General features: G+C 38.4%; 12 protein-coding genes and 1 tRNA gene. 8 read left to right on the plus strand and 5 right to left on the minus strand.

What is annotated here, in order from left to right:
- Positions 1 to 43: 43 nt before the first annotated feature.
- Both AC2S94_RS15165 and AC2S94_RS15170 read right to left on the minus strand, forming a co-directional pair.
- On the minus strand, positions 44 to 877 hold the full coding sequence (locus AC2S94_RS15165) for a ferritin-like domain-containing protein (protein ID WP_484629389.1): 834 nt from the start codon (positions 875 to 877) through the stop codon (positions 44 to 46).
- A gap of 26 nt (positions 878 to 903) precedes the next feature.
- Positions 904 to 1,707 (minus strand): ferritin-like domain-containing protein, encoded by an 804-nt coding sequence (locus AC2S94_RS15170; protein WP_484629390.1) that lies wholly within the window; start codon positions 1,705 to 1,707, stop codon positions 904 to 906.
- Positions 1,708 to 1,931: 224 nt separating this feature from the next.
- On the opposite strand from AC2S94_RS15170, the gene AC2S94_RS15175 reads away from it, so the two are divergent.
- The 8 genes from AC2S94_RS15175 to AC2S94_RS15210 all read left to right on the plus strand — a co-directional run bounded on the left by AC2S94_RS15175 (position 1,932) and on the right by AC2S94_RS15210 (position 12,201).
- Positions 1,932 to 3,725, plus strand: a complete 1,794-nt coding sequence (locus AC2S94_RS15175; protein ID WP_484629391.1) for an OstA-like protein — start codon at positions 1,932 to 1,934, stop codon at positions 3,723 to 3,725.
- A gap of 1 nt (position 3,726) precedes the next feature.
- Entirely contained in the window at positions 3,727 to 4,908 is a 1,182-nt protein-coding gene (locus AC2S94_RS15180; protein WP_484629392.1) for an aspartate aminotransferase family protein, read from the plus strand.
- A gap of 107 nt (positions 4,909 to 5,015) precedes the next feature.
- Positions 5,016 to 6,413 carry a tetratricopeptide repeat protein gene (locus tag AC2S94_RS15185; RefSeq protein ID WP_484629393.1) on the plus strand — a complete coding sequence of 466 codons (1,398 nt, stop codon included), beginning with the start codon at positions 5,016 to 5,018 and terminating at the stop codon, positions 6,411 to 6,413.
- 39 nt (positions 6,414 to 6,452) lie between these two features.
- Positions 6,453 to 7,391 (plus strand): DUF368 domain-containing protein, encoded by a 939-nt coding sequence (locus AC2S94_RS15190; protein WP_484629394.1) that lies wholly within the window; start codon positions 6,453 to 6,455, stop codon positions 7,389 to 7,391.
- Entirely contained in the window at positions 7,378 to 8,394 is a 1,017-nt protein-coding gene (locus AC2S94_RS15195) for a DUF368 domain-containing protein (protein WP_484629395.1), read from the plus strand. The genes AC2S94_RS15190 and AC2S94_RS15195 overlap by 14 nt, the downstream gene beginning before the upstream one ends.
- The gene (locus AC2S94_RS15200) at positions 8,391 to 9,119 is read left to right on the plus strand and encodes a shikimate dehydrogenase family protein (RefSeq protein ID WP_484629396.1); all 729 of its coding nucleotides are present in this window, start codon (positions 8,391 to 8,393) and stop codon (positions 9,117 to 9,119) included. The genes AC2S94_RS15195 and AC2S94_RS15200 overlap by 4 nt, the downstream gene beginning before the upstream one ends.
- Positions 9,120 to 9,238: 119 nt before the next feature.
- Positions 9,239 to 11,566 (plus strand): DUF349 domain-containing protein, encoded by a 2,328-nt coding sequence (locus AC2S94_RS15205; protein WP_484629397.1) that lies wholly within the window; start codon positions 9,239 to 9,241, stop codon positions 11,564 to 11,566.
- Between the two features lie 8 nt (positions 11,567 to 11,574).
- Entirely contained in the window at positions 11,575 to 12,201 is a 627-nt protein-coding gene (locus AC2S94_RS15210) for a class I SAM-dependent methyltransferase (RefSeq protein ID WP_484629398.1), read from the plus strand.
- On the opposite strand, the gene mazG is transcribed toward AC2S94_RS15210, so the two are convergent.
- From mazG to bshB1, 3 genes are all read right to left on the minus strand, one after another.
- Positions 12,202 to 12,975: a nucleoside triphosphate pyrophosphohydrolase gene (gene mazG / locus AC2S94_RS15215; RefSeq protein ID WP_484629399.1), complete on the minus strand. Its 774-nt coding sequence runs from the start codon at positions 12,973 to 12,975 to the stop codon at positions 12,202 to 12,204.
- A 95-nt stretch (positions 12,976 to 13,070) separates the two neighbouring features.
- Positions 13,071 to 13,146: transfer RNA gene (locus AC2S94_RS15220), tRNA-His, on the minus strand.
- A 60-nt stretch (positions 13,147 to 13,206) separates the two neighbouring features.
- Positions 13,207 to 13,923 carry a bacillithiol biosynthesis deacetylase BshB1 gene (gene bshB1 / locus AC2S94_RS15225; RefSeq protein WP_484629400.1) on the minus strand — a complete coding sequence of 239 codons (717 nt, stop codon included), beginning with the start codon at positions 13,921 to 13,923 and terminating at the stop codon, positions 13,207 to 13,209.
- Positions 13,924 to 13,938 lie beyond the last annotated feature (15 nt).

Genomic DNA, 13,938 nt, shown 5'->3' on the forward strand with positions numbered 1-13,938 from the left:
GCTGCCAACTGGCAGCCTTTTTCTTTCTGGATAATTTTCCTTTTTACTCATCAGAAACGATAAACAGACCAGCAATAGCTTGTGCTGTTTCTCCAGTAATAGGCTCATCAAAAGCCTGGGTTACTGCAGCTGTTAAGTCTCCAACAATATCGTCAGCATATGTAATATCTGCTGTTAGGTCTAAACCTCCCTGCATTACATTTTCTTCACCATCGTAGACTGCCTGAGTAGCTTCTGGCATACCATCGCCTCTCATGCTTCCGGTGATCCATCCTTTAAGACCACGAATTCTTCTGATCTCAGAAGCATGACGTGCCTCAACAGAGTGAATTTGAAGTGCAGGTTCCAAATATGGAGTTCCCATAAGATTTGGCGCCTGACCTTTATATGCACGTACACCAGTATCTTCAAAAGCCTGGGCTAATGCAAGTAACTGTGCGTATGCTGTTTCCTGACCAATCCCATTATCATTGAATGGATCAAATGCTCCACCTGCGGTAAAGTCAAATGTTGGTTTAGCGGGAGCGTCGTCTCCTAAAGCTTCCATCAAGAATGCAACGTGTGCATCTTCATGCTTAGAGATTTGCATATATACTTTCTCAGCACGAGAATCAGGAGCTAATACACCAGATTCTAAAGCCTTCATGTAAAATTCTGCTTCTAGATACTCAAGAACAAGAGCTAATCCTAATGGTCCTTCATGATCAAAGAACATTGTATTAGCACTTGCAGAATTAGTTGCTAGTCCAAATGGAACTGCTGCTGCAGCTGCTTTCTTTCCAAAAGATCCTAATGTATTGAACATCTCCCTCCTGGAAGTGGATTTAGTAGTTAGTTTTTCAGATGAAAAATCATCTAATAATTTTATAATACTCATAATAATGTCTTTTTAGTGTTATTAGATTAGGATCCCGTCATTGGTTCAGGAAGATTATTAGCAGTAAATTCAGTTGTAATGAATCCTCCGGCAGCTGCTAGTACATCTGCTGGATCTGTTGCTGGATCTAATCCGTTTTCATCAATGATATCATCACCTGCGAAATCTGTAGAGTCTGGGTTGATCAATGAACGGATGGCTGAAGCATGTCTCGCCTCTACTGAAACTATTTTACCTGCTAAGGTTAAATAAGTTGCATCAGCAATTCTGTCTCCGGCGCCATTATATGCTCCTACTCCTGTATCTTCTAATAACATTGCAGTTTCAAGAACTGAAGTTCTATCATCAAAATCGATGGAAGAAACATCAAATTCAAGATCTGGTAATGTATTTTCTTCACCAGCAGCTGCTGTAATAGCTGTTTTGAAGAAATCTCTATGAATTACCTCGTGATTGTAAAGATCGTCAAATAACTCTTGTTCCTCAGCTGGTGCACCGCTATAGTATGCCCCGGCACGAACCTGAGTATAGAATGCAGCTTCCAGTTGTTCTAATGCATAAGCATAGTTAAGGATACCTACATCACCACTACCTAGATCAAATACTGGGTCTGGATCTGGATCCGGGTCTGGATCTGGATCTGGGTTTTGTCCCTGTCCTGGAACTTCTCCACCTGGGTTAAATAAATCATCATCGCTACATCCATATAGTAAAAAGCTGGATCCTGCTATACCAAGTCCACCTAATTTAATGAACTTCCTTCGCGAATTCTTTTTCGAATCTTGGGAAGATGCGTTCACCACATCAACCTTGACTAAGGGTTTTTTCATAATTAAAATTTTAGTTTCTATGGAAACTTACGAAGCAAAACAGATTTTGGTTTGGTATCAAAAGTTAAGTTTGTCTTAAAACAAGTTTATTTTAGAAAGCTTTAGGAATTCAGAAGCTTTTTTGGCCATTATTTAAGTTAATTTTTTACTTCTCATTTTTCCACAAACGTTTATATCTAAAAATTCGTTCCGCCTATTTTAATTACTTTTGAAAAAAAATTAGATTGAAAAAACAATTTTCTCCTTTCATAATCATACTGCTGATTTCCAGCTTTGCTTTTGGACAAAGAAATCAGGAAATAAATTATGATTCAGATCGAACTTTAAAGAATGAACAACGTTATCCCGGAGCACTCATTCTAAGTAAGGTTGACAATCAGGTTTATTTTGATCATGATGGAATTGAAGTATGGTGTGATAACGCAGTATTTTATAAAGAAGCGAACTTTTTTAAGGCATATGGAAATATCCGTATGCAGCAAGGTGATAGTGTAAGCATGACCAGTAATTATGCTGAATATAATGGAGATACCGAATTTGCTTTCGCCAGTGGAAAGGTTAAAATGAAACGACCACAAACCACCCTGGAAACCGATAGTTTATTTTTTGACCGAGTTAAGCAACAGGCTTATTATCGTAGCGGCGGAAAAGTTACCGATACCGCCAGCGTTCTTACCAGTAAAATTGGTAGATATTTTATGGAGGAAGATAAATATAGTTTTGTTAATGAAGTTGTGGTAACCAATCCTGAGTACAAGATCAATTCAGACCAGCTGGATTTTTATTCTGAAAGCGGACACGCCTATTTATATGGTCCTTCAACGATAGTTAGTGAAACCAGCACCGTTTACTGCGAACGAGGTTTTTACGACACCCGGGCAGATAATGGCTATTTTGTAAAGAATTCGCAGATAAATTATGATAACAGGATTCTTAAAGGGGACAGCCTTTATTTTAATAGGAAAAATAGTTTTGCTTCGGCTACGAATAATATTAAGGTAATAGATACTATCAACCACAGTAGAGTTACTGGTCATTATGCGGAAGTTTATCGGGATAAGGATTCGGTATTTATTACCAAAAAAGCGCTGGCCGCAAGTTTACAGGAAAGAGATACCTTATTTATACATAGCGATACGATCATGATCACAGGTAAGCCAGAGAAAAGGGTGATTCGTGGATTTTATGACGTTAGGATCTTTAAAGAGGATCAAACCGGTGAAAATCCTATGAGCGGTAGAAGCGATTCCATCTATACTGACCAGGAATCAGGCCTTACCAAATTGATCAATTTGAGCCGACTTGGAAATGGCAAACCAGTACTGTGGTCTTCAGATAATCAAATGACAGGAGATAGCATTCATTTAATGAGCAATCCTGAAACTGAACAATTGGATTCCCTACTGGTATTTGACAATGCCTTTTTAATTCAGAAAGATAGCATCGAAGGCTATAATCAGCTTAAGGGAAAGATTCTTACCGGTTACTTTAAGGAGAACGAATTGCAAAAGGTAGTTATAGATAAGAATACCGAAACCCTGAATTACCTTCGAAATGAAGAAAATCAGTTAATAGGTATCAATAAAACCTTGGCAAGTTATGTTGAGATCTTTTTTGAAGATCAACAGATAATAGATGTGTATTACTATAACCAGGTGGATGGAGATACTAGCCCTGAGGAGGAATTTCCACCAAATGCCCGGAAACTTTCAGGCTTTAACTGGCGCGGGGAAGAAAGGATAACTTCCAAAGAAGATTTATTTGAAGGTCAGCCGGAACCGGAGCTTACAAAAATCAAAGGTATTCCTTTACCGGATGAACCGGAGGAATTTTTTGATGAGAGGGAAAAAGACGATCTGTTACTAGACCAGAATTCGAGGTTAAGACCTGAAGTACTTAAGAACAGGAAAGAAGATTCTCTTAAATATAAGTCAGAGAAAATAATTGATTCTCTTAATACCGATACTTCAAAAAAAGCCGATTCTTTAAAGACCACTGTTCAAAATAAAGAGAATTAAATTGAAAGAAGATTTTCTGAAATATCAGGCGCAAACCACTCCTCACCCACTGGCGCTGGAAGTTTCCCATGCGAAAGGTTCATACATCATAACTACAGACGGAAAGGAACACCTGGATTTTGTGGCCGGAGTTTCTGCCTGTAGCCTGGGACATTCACACCCGAAGGTAGTTGAGGCCATTAAAAAGCAGGCAGAAAAATATCTGCATGTAATGGTTTATGGTGAATATGCCCAAAAACCAGCGGTAGATCTGACTAAATTACTGGCTCATCATCTTCCAGACCCATTAGAAAAAACTTACCTGGTAAATTCAGGAACTGAGGCTATTGAAGGCGCAATGAAACTTGCCCGAAGGGCTACCGGCAGAACTGAGATCATTGCTGCGAAAAAGGCTTATCATGGAAATACTATGGGATCGCTTAGCCTCATGGATATGGAAGAACGTGTGAAACCCTTCCGCCCTCTCCTGGGAGATATTTCTTTCATTGAATTTAATAACGTAGAAGACCTTTCAAAAATAACTGAAAAGACTGCCGGTGTGGTTTTGGAAACTATTCAGGGTGGTGCCGGTTTTATTCTACCTACCGATAATTATTTGAACAAGGTCAAAAAACGCTGTGAAGAAAAAGGAACGTTATTGATTCTTGATGAGATTCAACCAGGATTTGGGAGAACGGGTAGATTATTCGGTTTTGAGAATTTCAATGTGATACCAGATATTGTTGCCTTAGGAAAAGGCATGGGCGGTGGCTTGCCTATTGGTGCGTTTTCAGCTTCAAAAGACCTGATGGATTTGCTGAGTGATAATCCAAAATTAGGACATATTACAACCTTCGGAGGCAATCCGTTAATTGCAGCTGCAGCTCTCGCAACTCTAAAAGAAATTACTCAAACTGATTTGATTGAACAAAGCCTGGAGAAAGAGATTTTGTTCAGAAAACACTTACACCATCCTTTGATCGAGGAAATTAGGGGAAAAGGTTTAATGCTCGCCCTGATGTTCGATTCTGCCGAAATTGCGGATCAATTAATTCTGAGAGCCAAGGAAAAACAGCTCATACTTTTCTGGCTATTATTCGAAAAACGTGCGGTACGACTAACCCCGCCACTTACCATAACTAAAGAAGAAATTTTGAAAGGTTGTGGCATTATTGTTGACATACTCAATGAAATTAAAAGTTGAGATTAGTAGGTGTTAATTAATTTGTTAACAACAATGTAAGTTTTTCCCAAATTCGCCTTCATTCATTTATAACTTTAGTACAGTAGAAATCCTTTAATCCCTCTCTTATGCAGCTTAGCCATAACGAAGAAGATAATTTCTCACTTGCCCGCTTTGAATCTATGCTGAAAACAAACGATGTTTTGTTCTTTGATTCTAACGAGTTTGAAAATATTATCAATCATTATCTGGAGAACGGTAAGATATCCCTTGCCAAAAAGGCAGTTAAAATGGGTCTTGCTCAACATCCTACTTCAGTGAATCTTCGGCTGTTTAAAGTAGAAATACTTGTTTTCGAGGATAAACTGGACCTGGCAGATGGAATTTTAAATGAGTTGAAAGAACTGGAATCTTCCAATGAGGAAATTTATATTCAAAAAGCTCAGATCTATTCCAAGAGAGATATGCATACCGAGGCGATCAAAATGCTTCAGGCGGCACTAGAGATCACTTTAGAGGACGCCGAAATATTTTCCTTAATTGGAATGGAGTATCTATTCCTAGAGGATTTTGAAAACGCCAAGTATAGCTTCATGAAATGTCTTGAAGCAGATGAGGAAGACTATTCCGCGTTATATAATATCATGTATTGTTTTGATTTTCTTGACCAGAAAACTGAAGCGATTGAATACCTGAACCTTTATTTGAATAAGCACCCTTATTGCGAGGTAGCCTGGCACCAGGTAGGTAAGCAGTATTTTGACCTTAAGGAATATAATAAGGCTCTGGCAGCTTTTGATTTTGCGATCATTAGCGATGACAGGTTTGTGGGCGCTTATCTTGAAAAAGGTAAAGTCTTGGAAAAACTTAAGCGTTATAACGAGGCTGTTGAAAACTATAATATCACGCTGGAACTTGAAGATCCAACTTCTTTTGCTTACTTAAGAATCGGGAAGTGCTTTGAAAAACTTGGATGTGATGATCTTGCCCTGAAGAATTATAAGCAAACCGTTCATGAAGATCCATTACTGGATAAAGGTTGGATTGCGATCACCGATTTCTATATCAAAAAACTCAATTTTCAAAAGGCGCTTTACTATATCAACAAGGCGATCAATATTGATGAGGAAAATGTTCTGTACTGGAAACGATATGCCAAGATTAACAGTAGGCTGAACTTTTACGAGGAAGCTGAACAAGGCTACAAGAAAAGTTTGGAGCTTGGAAATTATGAGCTGGAGACATGGGTTAGACGTTGTGATATTTTGATAGGTCTTGGCGAGTATGAAACTGCTATTTCCAGCATGCTTCAAGCTCTGGAATTCTATCCTGGGTCTGCGGAAATCGAGTATCGTCTTTCCGGTTTATTCTTCAACACAAATAAAGGAGAAAAAGGTTATTTCCACCTGAATAATGCTCTAAAAATTGATTCAGAATATTACATCATTATTGAAGAACTTTTCCCTAATATTTTCGAACGCAAAAGCGTTAGACAAATTATAAATTCCTTCGTAAAGCTCTCTTAGTAATTTTGCTACCTTTGGGCGAATTCATAATAAAAGACGATGCAGCGAAGTTTTCTGGATTACCTTAAGGTGACTCTAAAAGGAATGGCCATGGGAGCCGCAGATGTTGTACCCGGAGTCTCCGGTGGCACCATCGCCTTCATTTCAGGAATTTACGAAGAACTTATTTCAACTATTAGCGGGATCAAACCTTCGCTATTAACCACTTGGAAGAACGACGGATTTTCTGCTATGTGGAAAGAAATGAACGGGAATTTCATTCTCGCACTTTTCTGCGGAATATTGATAAGCCTCTTCAGTTTGATGCGTCTTGCGAATTATTTGCTGGATACACACCCGGTTCTAATCTGGTCTTTCTTCTTCGGACTTGTAATTGCGAGTATCTGGTTCGTTGCCAAGCAAATTCCTCGGTGGAATTATAAGATCATTATTGCCATGGTATTAGGTGCCGCAGTTGCTTTCTATATTGTAAGCCTGCCTCCACTCTCAGCAAACTCAAGTTCGCTGTTTCTGTTCTTTGCCGGAGCCATAGCTGTTTGTGCGATGATACTTCCCGGCATTTCTGGAGCATTTATTCTCGTTTTACTGGGAGCATACAAATCCATTACAGAAGCAGCTCATGATTTTGACATCAAAACTTTAGCAATCGTAGGCGTTGGTGCCGTATTTGGCTTACTTACTTTCTCCAGAATTCTGAAATGGCTTTTTGTACATTATAGCAATCTAACCCTTGCCGTTCTTACCGGATTTATCGCCGGTTCATTAAATAAAATATGGCCCTGGAAGGAAACCCTGGAAACTGCGATGTATGGAGACAAAGAGGTAGTGCTTAAAGAAGCTTCAGTGCTTCCCTGGAATTTTAATGGTGATCCTCAAACCCTATGGGCTGTTCTTTTGATGGTTGCAGGTTTTCTCCTTATAATTGTTCTGGAACTGGTGGCCAACCAAAAACCTGATTCTGCCGATGCAGCAAACTAGAACCTTCACAGATAAGATCCTGCTTGTTTTAAAGGGTCTTGCCATGGGCGCCGCGAATAAAGTTCCCGGAGTCTCTGGAGGTGTAGTTGCTTTTGTTGCCGGATTCTATGAAGAATTTATTTATTCACTGCAAAAAGTGAATCTAAAAGCATTTAAACTGCTTATTTCAGGAAGATTTAGAAGTCTTTACCAATATATCAACGGGAAATTTATTTTCCTGCTGATCCTGGGTATGTTGATAAGCTATTTCAGTGTTTCAAAAGTTCTGGATTACCTCATAGTTCATTACGAATTATATGTCTGGTCTGCTTTCTTCGGAATGATTATCGGTTCCATTTATTACATCAGTAAGGATTTTGATGAATGGGATCGCAATTCCGTGATCTGCGCGCTTGTTGGCGTTATCGTAGGAATAGGAATTAGTTTCCTGGAACCTGCACGAGAGAACGACAATCTTTGGTTTGTTTTTGTGTGCGGAATGATCAGTGTTTCTGGTATGACGCTTCCGGGTCTCTCAGGAAGTTTTATTTTAATTCTTCTGGGAAATTATGTGTTATTATTAGTGGATTCGGTAAACGCGCTTTACGATACCATGGCGCAAATAATCCTTTGGGATTTCAGTTTTATGGCCGATCCTGAAAGAATGCGCATGTTACAGGTACTTACAGTATTTGCAGTTGGTTCCCTTGCCGGACTTGTTTCGTTAAGTCATTTACTGGGTTATGTACTGAAAAAACGAAAAAAAGAAACCTTTGCCGTGATCATTGGTTTTATAACCGGATCCCTTGGCGTAGTATGGCCATGGAAAGAAAAAGTGTATAAACTTACAGAAGCCGGCGAACCTCTGATAGATCGTGAAGGCAATAAAATCATTGATAATTATGACAGGTTCTGGCCTTCTTTTGAAATTGTTGAAACCTGGCTAGCTATATTCTTCGTTCTCGTTGGAATTTTTATAGTTCTTGGTCTCGCCTGGTATGAAAAAAGAAAATCTAAAGCATGAGAACTTTCGGATTAATAGGAAAAAATATAGACTACTCTTTTTCCAGAAAGCATTTTTCTGAAAAATTTGATAAGGAAAACATAGATGCGGAATATAAAAATTTTGACATACAGGATATTTCGCGATTTCCGAAGATGATCAAGAATAAGGTTATTTCCGGCCTGAATGTCACTATCCCTTACAAAGAAGAGATCATGCCATATCTGGATCACCTTGATGCGCATGCGAAAAGGATCCAGGCAGTGAATACTATTAAATTTGAAAAAGATGGTAGTTTATGCGGATACAATACAGATTACTGGGGATTCCTGGAGTCTATAAAACCTCATCTTCAAGAACATAATTCAAAAGCTCTAATTTTAGGAACTGGCGGAGCTTCCAAAGCTATAGCTTATGCTTTTGAGATACTCAATATTGAGTTTAAATTCGTTTCGAGAAACCCTAAGGAAAACGAATTCAGCTATTCAGAGCTAGATGAGAAGATTTTAAAAGATCATCAACTAATCATTAATTGCACTCCCCTTGGTACAGTACCAAATACGGATAAATGCCCGGAAATCCCATTTCAAAATATTTCTGAAAAACATCTTATTTACGATCTCATCTATAACCCTTCAGAAACTAAACTGATGAGACTCGCCTCGGAAAAAGGAGCTAAATGCATCAACGGACTTCATATGCTGGAACTTCAGGCAGAAAAGGCCTGGGATATCTGGAATTCATAATTACGGCCGTAAAATACCGGATTCCATCCTCATAAATAAAACCATTCCCTTGTTCAATTTTAGGGGAGTTGTTATCTTTCAGAATTAATAGAGCATGAGGAACCTTAACATTGAAAGATATGTCACAGCAAGAAAATGAAAACAAGAAGAAAAACCTTTCCCCCGAAGATTTAGACAAAACAGAGAATACCAAAAGATCTGAAGATACACCTTCTGCGGAAAGCAATGCGGAAAAGACTGATAAGCCTGTGGGTCAATCAAAAAAAGAGGAATCTAAACCATCTGATTCAGAAAAAACTGCAGAAGAATCAACAGATCATGAAGATGCCATGCTTCAGGAATCTGAAACAGGAAAAGCCACTTCAGACAAAATTTCCAGAGAAAAGAAAAATCCCGATGAAGATCCATATACTCATATGGAAGAAACTGAAGATGTGGAAAATCCTTTCTTTAAAGAACCTAAATTCACCGGCGAAAAATCTAATAAAAAGAAAAAGAAAAAAGAAAAACTTTCTGAATCTACAGATCATGAGGATGCCATGGTTTCAGAATCTGAATCCAGAGCGCTGGCTAAGGAAAATGATGATGATGAAGAGGACGATATAGATAGCGATCTTGGTGACGCCGTGGTTGGTGAGAATAAAAAATCATCTGGAAATTATGAAGAAGATATGGATGATGCTGTCGCTGAAGACAGTGAAGATGAAAGTGCCAACGAGCGTCATGATATAGAAAAGAAAGACTATCATTCCATGAGCAAGGATGCTCTGGCTGATGAGCTGGAACGACTTCTAAAAAATGAAAAGATCCAGGCGATCAAGGAACATGTCGCGGAAATTCGTGCTGAATTCAATGCGAAGTTCGATGAGGAAATGGAAGAGAAAAAAGAAGAATTTCTTGCTGATGGCGGGAATATCATCGACTTCCACTACTCTACACCGCTAAAAAAGAGATTTAACTCATTATATTTCGATTATAAGGAACAACGTAATAATTATTACAAACGCCTCAAAAAGGACCTGAACGAAAACCTTCAGATTCGACTCGATCTTATTGAAGAGCTCAAAGGATTGATAGACGTTGAGGAAAATATCAATACCACCTATAATCACTTTAAGGAAATCCAGGATAAATGGCGCACCGCCGGACCTATACCGCGTGACCGCTACAACAATGTCTGGAATACCTATCACCACCATGTAGAGAATTTTTATGATTTTCTGCACCTGAACAGGGAGTTCAGAGATATGGATTTTAAACATAATCTTGAACAAAAACTGAAGGTGATAGATCGTGCTGAAGAGTTGCTTCAAGAGAAAGATGTAAACCGAGCATTCAGAGAACTTCAGATGCTCCACAAAATGTGGAAAGAGGAACTGGGACCTGTAGCCAAAGAATACCGCGAAGATATTTGGGAAAGGTTCAGCACAGCTACTAAAAGTATACATGACAAGCGCCAGGAATATTTCAGCCAGTTAGACGACCAGTATGAAAAAAACTGGGAACGAAAGCAGGAGATCATCGAAAAGATCAAGGAAATAGCAGATCAAGACTATGATAGTCATAACAAATGGCAGCAAAAGATCAAGGAAATTGAAGCGCTTCGAGAAAAATTCTTTAATGCAGGAAAAGTGCCGAGGAGTAAAAACCAGGATACCTGGACTGCTTTTAAGGAAAATGTTCGCAGTTTCAACAGGAAGAAAAATGCTTTTTATAAGAATTTAAAAAAGCAACAATATGATAACCTGGAAAAGAAAAAAGAATTAATCCAGATTGCTGAAGATAATAAAGACAGTGACGATTTCAAGACGGTGACGCCGTTAATGAAAAAGATTCAGTCTGACTGGAAAAAAGTTGGACATGTACCAAGAAAGGATAGCGACAAGGTTTGGAAACAATTCAAAAAGGCCTGTAACCACTATTTTGACAGGTTGCATGCCCAAAAAAATGAAGACAATAAAGAAGAAGTCGAAGCTTTTGAAAAGAAGAAGGAAATTCTTGATAAAGTAAAGGCCATGGAACTTTCAGGCACCAAGAAAGATGATCTTGCCAAGATCAAAGAGCAAATCAACGCCTGGAAAGAAATTGGTAAAGTTCCTTACAACAAACGATTCATCGAAGGTAAGTTCAATAAGGCCCTGGATCAATTATTCAAGAAAATGGATATTGACAACACCAAGGCTGAAATGATGAAATACGAAAATAAAGTTCAAGCTTTGGATGATGCAGATGATGACAAGCGGATTAGAAACGAACATTATTTTCTAACTAAAAAGATTCAGGAAACGAAGGCAGAAATAAGACAGCTGGAAAATAACCTACAATTCTTTTCTAATGTGGATGACGATAATCCTCTGGTAAAAGAAGTTCATAAAAATATCGCAAATCATAAAGCAGATCTGGAAGTCTGGAAGGAAAAACTGGAAAAGATCAAATCGCTTTATTAAAATAAAATATGCCTTGCAGTCTTTGCAATAGCTCCACTCATGATTTTGAAATTTTGAAAGATCGGGCTTACGTGCAATGCACAGGTTGTAAGGCAATTTTTTTGAAACCTGAATATCATCTTTCTCCACAGGCAGAAAAGCTGCGATATAAACTTCATAATAATGACATTGATGATCATGGTTATATCGAGTTCGTTCAACCAGTTATAGACAGCATCAAATCTGATTTTGAAAATGAAAGCCTGGGATTGGACTTTGGATGCGGAACCGGTCCCGTGATTAGCAGTCAGCTCAATAAATCAGGTTATAGCATCAACCTCTATGATCCTTATTTCAGGCCAGATAAGGACGTTCTGAAAAAGAAATACGATTTTATAATTTGCTGTGAGGTCATGGAACATTTTCAGGATCCATATAGGGAATTCCAGTTATTGCACTCTTTGCTCAAACCAAATGGAAAATTGTATTGTAAAACTGCATTATGGGATGAAAGCATCGATTTTCAGAATTGGCATTATAAAAATGACCTTACCCATGTGATATTCTATAATGTCGATACCTTAAAATGGTTGAAAGAACATCTCAAATTTTCAAGCCTTGAAATTGCCAAAGATCATTTCATGTTCTCGGCGTGATCATTGCTTTTTGGCTTCGTTCCAGAAGACATCCATTTCTGCAAGGGTCATATCTTTTAAAGCTTTATTATTTTCTTTCGCTTTTGATTCCAGATATTGAAACCGTTTAATGAATTTCTTGTTCGTCCGTTCTAAGGCGTTTTCCGGGTTTATATTAAGAAACCTGGCATAATTTATCATGGAGAACATGACATCGCCAAATTCAGCTTCTATTTCATCAATATTATCAGAATTGATCTCGTGCTGAAGCTCTCCAAGTTCTTCCTGTAACTTTTCAAATACCTGTTGTGGTTCTTCCCAGTCAAATCCTACTCCGGCAACCTTATCCTGAATTCTATTAGCTTTCACTACAGCCGGTAAAGATCTGGGCACTCCTTCCAGAACACTTTTTTTACCTTCTTTTAGCTTGAGATTTTCCCAGTTCTTTTTAACATCCTCTTCATTTTCAACTTTAACGTCGCCGTAAATATGAGGATGCCTGTCAATTAATTTATCACAGATGCTGTTAGCAACATCGGCGATATCAAAATCATTGGTTTCACTTCCTATTTTGGCGTAAAATACCAAGTGTAAAAGAACGTCACCCAGTTCCTTCTTGATCTCTTCCATATCCTTGTCCAAAATAGCATCTCCAAGCTCGTAAGTTTCTTCAATGGTTAGATGCCTCAAGGATTCCATGGTCTGCTTGCGATCCCAAGGGCATTGCTCTCTAAGCTCATCCATGATGGTTAACAATCTATCAAAGGCTTTTAACTGATCTTCGCGGTTGTTCATAAGGAAAAATGATTTTGGTAAAAGTAAAATTTCATCTTTGGAAATTTGAATTTATTCCACAAAAAAAGCCTCTCTAAGAAGAGAGGCTTTTACAAGGGTGGAAGACCGGTTTCGAACCGGCGACCTCCGGAACCACAATCCGGCGCTCTAACCAGCTGAGCTACAACCACCATTTGATTAGCGGATGCAAATGTAAGTTATTTCAACTATTTCGCAAAGAAAAAATTTCAATTAAATAAGGTCGAATATTGAATTTACCGCCACATTTCTCTCCACATTAAATCCCTCGGCATGGTCTGTATTAATAAGTCTTCCCATATCCTGAGCACGGTAAGTAATGCTATCCAGAAAGTTACTGCTGGAAATTGGTGTTTGAGGCTCCTTGCTATTTTCATCAAAAAACTGTGATTGGTATGCCTTAACCGATTCTAATTTTTTATCTAAATAACCAGAAATATCCACGACAAAATCTGGTTGAAGGTTTTTCCACTGTATATAATGGAAAACATGCTTTGGCCTCCAGGCATCCTGGTTATTCCCATCAAGGATAGTTTCAATTTTTCTGAGTCCGCTTAAGAAACAGGCATCACTAACCAATTTAGCAGCTTTTCCATGATCTATATGTCGATCTTCCACAGCATTACATAAAACTATTTCCGGCCTGTATTTCCTGATGATCTTGATGATCTCCAATTGGTGTGAAGTGTTATTTTCAAAAAAAGCATCACTGAATTCAAGATTATGTCTCATTTTCACTCCAAGAATTTCAGCTGCAGCTTTGGCCTCTTTGTCTCTGATCTCAGCAGAACCTCTCGTCCCGAGTTCTCCCCTTGTAAGATCCAGTATACCTACTTTCTTTCCTCTATCAACTTCCTTGGCGATAGTTCCTGAGCAGCTAAGTTCCACATCATCTGGATGTGCACCAACGGCCAGTATGTCTAATTTCATATCTGTTTATTCTAA

The organism is Christiangramia pacifica, assembly GCF_057221535.1.

Bases quoted from the DNA above. Each gene is read 5' to 3' on its own strand.
- AC2S94_RS15210 (WP_484629398.1), top strand. From the start codon at position 11,575: ATGCCTTGCAGTCTTTGCAATAGCTCCACTCATGATTTTGAAATTTTG.
- AC2S94_RS15200 (WP_484629396.1), top strand. From the start codon at position 8,391: ATGAGAACTTTCGGATTAATAGGAAAAAATATAGACTACTCTTTTTCC.
- AC2S94_RS15165 (WP_484629389.1), bottom strand. From the start codon at position 877: ATGAGTATTATAAAATTATTAGATGATTTTTCATCTGAAAAACTAACT.
- AC2S94_RS15185 (WP_484629393.1), top strand. From the start codon at position 5,016: ATGCAGCTTAGCCATAACGAAGAAGATAATTTCTCACTTGCCCGCTTT.
- bshB1 (WP_484629400.1), bottom strand. From the start codon at position 13,923: ATGAAATTAGACATACTGGCCGTTGGTGCACATCCAGATGATGTGGAA.
- AC2S94_RS15170 (WP_484629390.1), bottom strand. From the start codon at position 1,707: ATGAAAAAACCCTTAGTCAAGGTTGATGTGGTGAACGCATCTTCCCAA.
- mazG (WP_484629399.1), bottom strand. From the start codon at position 12,975: ATGAACAACCGCGAAGATCAGTTAAAAGCCTTTGATAGATTGTTAACC.
- AC2S94_RS15195 (WP_484629395.1), top strand. From the start codon at position 7,378: ATGCAGCAAACTAGAACCTTCACAGATAAGATCCTGCTTGTTTTAAAG.
- AC2S94_RS15190 (WP_484629394.1), top strand. From the start codon at position 6,453: ATGCAGCGAAGTTTTCTGGATTACCTTAAGGTGACTCTAAAAGGAATG.
- AC2S94_RS15205 (WP_484629397.1), top strand. From the start codon at position 9,239: ATGTCACAGCAAGAAAATGAAAACAAGAAGAAAAACCTTTCCCCCGAA.